Source organism: Streptomyces torulosus, from assembly GCF_001419765.1.
Lineage (GTDB): Bacteria > Actinomycetota > Actinomycetes > Streptomycetales > Streptomycetaceae > Streptomyces > Streptomyces torulosus.
In genome coordinates this window covers 1-5,352 of record NZ_LIRK01000703.1, presented here as the reverse complement: position 1 = coordinate 5,352, position 5,352 = coordinate 1, and the positions used below count along the sequence as shown (strand labels likewise).

Here is a 5,352-nt window from a genome sequence, read left to right as displayed (position 1 = left end):
CGCCAAACGCCGGTGCGGCGGTACTTCGGTGCCGCCGCACCGGCGTTTGGCGTGATGTATGGATGCGGCCGGATCGGCAGGGTGCTTCCATGCCGCCGCACCGGCGTATTGACAGTTCCCCCACCCCTTCCTTCAATCTGACGGGTAGTCAGAAACCTCCGGAGGGGGCCGTGGCGTGGTGGTCGAGGATCTGTCCGTGCGACTCAAGGTCTACGAGGGGCGCCCCGCCGTACGCGGTGGCCTCGGCAAGGACCCCGTCAACCCGCCCATGATCCGGCACTGGTGCGAGGCCATGGGCGACACCAACCCCGCGTACACCGGCCCCGACGCGATCGCGCCGCCCACCATGCTCCAGGTGTGGACGATGGGCGGGCTGAGCGGACACGAGACGCGTTCGCCGGCGTACGAGGAACTCCTCGCCCTCCTCGACGGCGCCGGGTACACCTCCGTCGTCGCCACCGACTGCGAGCAGGAGTACCTGCGGGCGCTGCGCCCCGGGGACGAGGTCCGCTTCGACTCGGTCATCGAGTCGGTGTCGGACCGGAAGACCACCAAGCTCGGCACCGGGTACTTCGTCACCACTCGCATGGATGTCCGCGTCGGCGACGAACTCGCCGGCACCCATCGCTTCCGGATCCTCAAGTACGCACCGCGCGCCGCAGCCCCGCCCCAGGAACCGGCTCCGCGCCGTCCCCGCCCCGTCGTCAACCGCGACAACGCCGGCTTCTGGGAAGGCGTCGCACGGCACCGCCTCCTCATCCAGCGCTGCACCGGATGCGGCACGCTGCGTTTCCCCTGGCTGCCGGGGTGCAACGCGTGCGGCTCGCCCGAGTGGGACACCGTCGAGGCGAGCGGCGAGGGCACCGTCCACTCGTACGTCGTCATGCACCACCCGCCCTTCCCGGCCTTCGACCCCCCCTACGCCGTCGGGCTGATCGAACTCGCCGAGGGCGTACGGATGATCAGCAACGTCATCGGGGTGCCGTACGGCAAGGTGCGGATCGGCATGCCCGTACGGCTCGCCTTCGTGCGGTACGACGAGGAGTTGGAGTTGCCCGTGTTCCGTGCGGAGGAAGGGGTGCGGGCATGAGGGCCGGGGACGGGCTTCCTCCGCTGCGGATCCCGATCACGCGGACCCTCGTGGTCGCCGGAGCCATCGCCTCGCGCGACTACCAGGACGTGCACCACGATCCGGAGCTGGCGCGGCGGCGCGGATCGCCCGACGTCTTCATGAACATCCTGACGACGAACGGGCTGGTCGGACGGTACGTCACCGACTGCTTCGGCCCGCGTGCCGTCCTGCGCAGGGTCGCCATCCGGCTCGGCGCACCCAACTACCCCGGCGACACGATGGTGTTGGCCGGCACGGTCGAGGAGATCGACGGGGACACGGCCACCGTGAAGGTCGTGGGGGACAACGGCATCGGCCGTCATGTCACGGGGACGGTCACCGTCACCGTCCCGGCGGAGGGCGTCGTATGAGCGTGCGGGCGAAGGACCGGCTCGGCGGGCGGGCCGCCGTCGTCGGGATCGGGGCGACCGACTTCTCCAAGGACTCGGGGCGCAGCGAGCTGCGGCTGGCCGTGGAGGCGGTGCGGGCCGCGCTGGACGACGCGGGGCTGACGCCCGCGGACGTGGACGGGCTGGTGACGTTCACGATGGACACGAGCCCGGAGATCACGGTCGCGCAGGCCGCCGGCATCGGCGAGCTGTCCTTCTTCTCCCGCGTCCACTACGGCGGCGGGGCGGCGTGCGCGACGGTGCAGCAGGCGGCGCTGGCCGTGGCGACGGGCGTCGCGGAAGTCGTGGTCTGCTACCGGGCGTTCAACGAGCGGTCGGGGCGGCGGTTCGGGGCCGGGGTGCGGCACCGCGAGCCGTCGGCGGAGGGGGTGGCGCTCGGCTGGACCCTCCCGTTCGGGCTGCTCACCCCCGCGTCCTGGGTGGCGATGGCGGCGCAGCGGTACCTCCACACCTACGGGCTGACCCCGGAGGCGTTCGGGCACGTGGCGGTGGTGGACCGCACGTACGCGGCGACGAACCCGGCGGCGTACTTCCACGGGCGCCCCATCACGCTCGCCGAGCACGCCGCCTCCCGGTGGATCGTCGAGCCGCTGCGGCTGCTGGACTGCTGCCAGGAGACGGACGGCGGCCAGGCCCTCGTCGTGACGTCGGTGGAACGGGCGCGGGACCTGCCGAAGCCGCCCGCGGTGATCGTCGCCGCCGCCCAGGGAGCCGGCCGGGCCCAGGAGCAGATGACGAGCTTCTACGGCACCGACCTGACCGGGCTGCCCGAGATGGGCGTCGTCGCGCGCCAGCTGTGGCGGACCTCCGGGCTCGGGCCGGGCGACATCGACGTGGGCATCCTCTACGACCACTTCACGCCGTTCGTACTGATGCAGCTGGAGGAGTTCGGGTTCTGCGCGGCCGGGGAGGCGGCCGGTTTCGTCGCGGAGGAACGGCTCCCGCTGAACACGCACGGCGGCCAGCTCGGCGAGGCGTATCTGCACGGCATGAACGGCATCGCGGAGGCGGTACGGCAGCTCCGGGGCACCGCGGTCAACCAGATCGCCGGCGCGGAACACGTACTGGTCACCGCGGGCACCGGAGTACCGACCTCGGGCCTGGTGCTGGGCACGGACGGGTGAGGGCGGCGGCCTCGTACCCGTACACCTCGTGCGGGTACTCCCGTACCTCTGCGGGGCGCGCCCCGGATGCCTCGACCAGGTGGGCCCGCACGGCCCGGGCAGGCGTTCCTCAGGGATACACCCTCAGTGGATGGGGGCCGTTCATCCACCTTCAGTAGGTGGGGTCTGCCCCACTCCTACAACCTGAGGGGGATTCGCCTTAGGGACCTGCGGCCGATCCGCCGGGGCGGGCCCGCTCCTAGCGTGGAGCCATGACCACACTCGTCTGCACCAGCGCTTCGAACGCCGCTGCACCGGCGACGCGGACCCTGTCGAACCCGCCGCTGGTGACCCTGTCGTACCCGTCGTTCTCGGCGTACGTGAAGGCCCGCCAGCCGCTGCTGCTGCGGACCGCCCGGTCACTGACGGCGAACCCGAGCGACGCCGAGGATCTGCTGCAGACCGCGCTGGCCAAGACGTATGTCGCCTGGGAGCGGATCGAGGACCACCGGGCGCTCGACGGGTATGTGCGGCGGGCGCTGCTGAACACGCGGACGTCCCAGTGGCGCAAGCGCAAGGTGGACGAGTTCGCGTGCGACGAGTTGCCCGAGCCGGACGGCGTCCACACGTCGGACCCGGCCGAGCAGCAGGCGCTGCACGACGCGATGTGGCGGGCGATCATGAAGCTGCCGGCCCGCCAGCGGGCGATGGTGGTCCTCAGGTACTACGAGGATCTCAGCGAGGTGCAGACGGCCGAGGTCCTCGGGGTCTCGGTGGGCACGGTGAAGTCGGCGGTGTCGCGGGCGCTCGGCAAGCTGCGTGAGGACCCGGAACTGGAACCCGTTCGCTAGCCCGATCGTTGGCCTGACATGCGGCTGCGATCAAGCTCCTTGGGTAACGCTCTCTGATCGATCATCCCGGCACCTAGTGACATACCGCGCGGTATGTGAGCAGAATCAGCGCAACCGTTACCACCGCGTAGGCAGAGCCGCCCCGGGAGGACGCCGTGCTGAGCACCATGCAGGACGTACCGCTGTTGATCTCCAGGATCCTGACCCACGGGCAGGTCATCCACGGGACGTCGCAGGTGATCACATGGACCGGCGAGGGGGAACCCGACCGCCGCTCCTACGCCGAGATCGGTGCCCGCACGGCCCAGCTGGCCCACGCCCTGCGTGAGGACCTCGGGGTCGAGGGCGACGAGCGGGTCGCGACCCTCATGTGGAACAACGCGGAACACGTCGAGGCGTACTTCGCGATCCCCTCCATGGGAGCCGTCCTCCACACCCTGAACCTGCGTCTGCCCCCCGAGCAGCTCGCCTGGATCGTCAACCACGCCGCCGACCGGGTGATCATCGCCAACGGCTCGCTGCTCCCGCTCCTCGCGCCGCTCCTCCCGCACCTCAAGCCGGTGGAGCACGTCGTGGTGTCCGGCCCCGGCGACCGGTCGCTGCTCGCCGGAGCGAGCGTCCAGGTGCACGAGTACGAGGACCTGATCGCCGGCAAGCCGACGACGTACGACTGGCCCGAGCTGGACGAGCGCTCCGCCGCGGCGATGTGCTACACCTCCGGTACCACCGGCGACCCCAAGGGCGTCGTCTACTCCCACCGCTCGATCTACCTGCACTCCATGCAGGTCAACATGGCCCAGTCCATGGGCCTGACGGACGCGGACCTCTCCCTCGTCGTCGTCCCGCAGTTCCATGTGAACGCCTGGGGCCTGCCCCACGCGACGTTCATGACCGGCGTCAACATGCTGATGCCGGACCGGTTCCTGCAGCCCGCCCCCCTCGCCGAGATGATCGAGACGCAGAAGCCGACCCACGCCGCCGCCGTCCCCACCATCTGGCAGGGCCTGCTCGCCGAGCTGCACGCCCGGCCGCGGGAGGTCTCCTCGCTCACCCAGGTCACCATCGGCGGCTCCGCCTGCCCGCCCTCCCTCATGGAGGCCTTCGACAAGCTCGGTATGCGCGTCTGCCACGCCTGGGGCATGACGGAGACGTCCCCGCTGGGCACCATCGCCCGGCCGCCGGCCCATGTCGAGGCCGGCTCGGAGGAGGAGCTCGCGTACCGCCTCACCCAGGGCCGCTTCCCCGCCTCCGTGGAGGCCCGCCTCACCGGCCCCGGCGGCGAGCGGCTCCCCTGGGACGGCGAGTCCGCCGGTGAGCTGGAGGTCCGCGGGCCCTGGATCGCGGGCGCCTACTACGGCGGCCAGGGCGCCGAGCACCTCCGGCCCGAGGACAAGTTCAGCGAGGACGGCTGGCTGAAGACGGGCGACGTCGGCACGATCAGCCCGGACGGCTTCCTCACCCTCACGGACCGCGCCAAGGACGTCATCAAGTCCGGCGGCGAGTGGATCTCCTCGGTCGAGCTGGAGAACGCCCTCATGGCCCATCCGGACGTCGCCGAGGCCGCCGTCGTCGCCGTACCGGACGAGAAGTGGGGCGAGCGCCCGCTGGCCACCGTCGTGCTGAAGGAAGGCGCGAGCACGGACTTCGCGGCGCTGCGGTCCTTCCTCGCGGAGGAGGGCCACATCGCCAAGTGGCAGCTTCCGGAGCGCTGGACGATCATCGAGTCCGTCCCGAAGACGAGCGTCGGCAAGTTCGACAAGAAGGTGCTGCGCAGGCAGTACGCGGACGGTCAGCTGGACGTGACGCAGATCTGATGGTCGTGACGCAGATCTGAGGATCCGGCGTCCCACCGACGGCTTGGGGCACTGTTTCACGTG

General features: G+C 70.9%; 5 protein-coding genes. All 5 read left to right on the top strand.

Going from position 1 to position 5,352, the window contains the following annotated elements:
* Positions 1-190 precede the first annotated feature (190 nt).
* The gene (locus AOK23_RS37895; protein ID WP_420823786.1) at positions 191-1,090 is read left to right on the top strand and encodes a bifunctional MaoC family dehydratase N-terminal/OB-fold nucleic acid binding domain-containing protein; all 900 of its coding nucleotides are present in this window, start codon (positions 191-193) and stop codon (positions 1,088-1,090) included.
* Entirely contained in the window at positions 1,087-1,482 is a 396-nt protein-coding gene (locus tag AOK23_RS37890) for a MaoC/PaaZ C-terminal domain-containing protein (protein WP_055717012.1), read from the top strand. The genes AOK23_RS37895 and AOK23_RS37890 overlap by 4 nt, the downstream gene beginning before the upstream one ends.
* Positions 1,479-2,645 carry a lipid-transfer protein gene (locus AOK23_RS37885; protein WP_055717011.1) on the top strand — a complete coding sequence of 389 codons (1,167 nt, stop codon included), beginning with the start codon at positions 1,479-1,481 and terminating at the stop codon, positions 2,643-2,645. Before AOK23_RS37890 ends, AOK23_RS37885 begins: the two co-directional genes overlap by 4 nt.
* A gap of 251 nt (positions 2,646-2,896) precedes the next feature.
* Positions 2,897-3,475, top strand: a complete 579-nt coding sequence (locus AOK23_RS37880) for a SigE family RNA polymerase sigma factor (RefSeq protein ID WP_055717010.1) — start codon at positions 2,897-2,899, stop codon at positions 3,473-3,475.
* A 155-nt stretch (positions 3,476-3,630) separates the two neighbouring features.
* On the top strand, positions 3,631-5,289 hold the full coding sequence (locus AOK23_RS37875) for a long-chain fatty acid--CoA ligase (RefSeq protein ID WP_206336406.1): 1,659 nt from the start codon (positions 3,631-3,633) through the stop codon (positions 5,287-5,289).
* Positions 5,290-5,352 lie beyond the last annotated feature (63 nt).

Bases quoted from the DNA above. Each gene is read 5' to 3' on its own strand.
- AOK23_RS37890 (WP_055717012.1), top strand. From the start codon at position 1,087: ATGAGGGCCGGGGACGGGCTTCCTCCGCTGCGGATCCCGATCACGCGG.
- AOK23_RS37885 (WP_055717011.1), top strand. From the start codon at position 1,479: ATGAGCGTGCGGGCGAAGGACCGGCTCGGCGGGCGGGCCGCCGTCGTC.
- AOK23_RS37880 (WP_055717010.1), top strand. From the start codon at position 2,897: ATGACCACACTCGTCTGCACCAGCGCTTCGAACGCCGCTGCACCGGCG.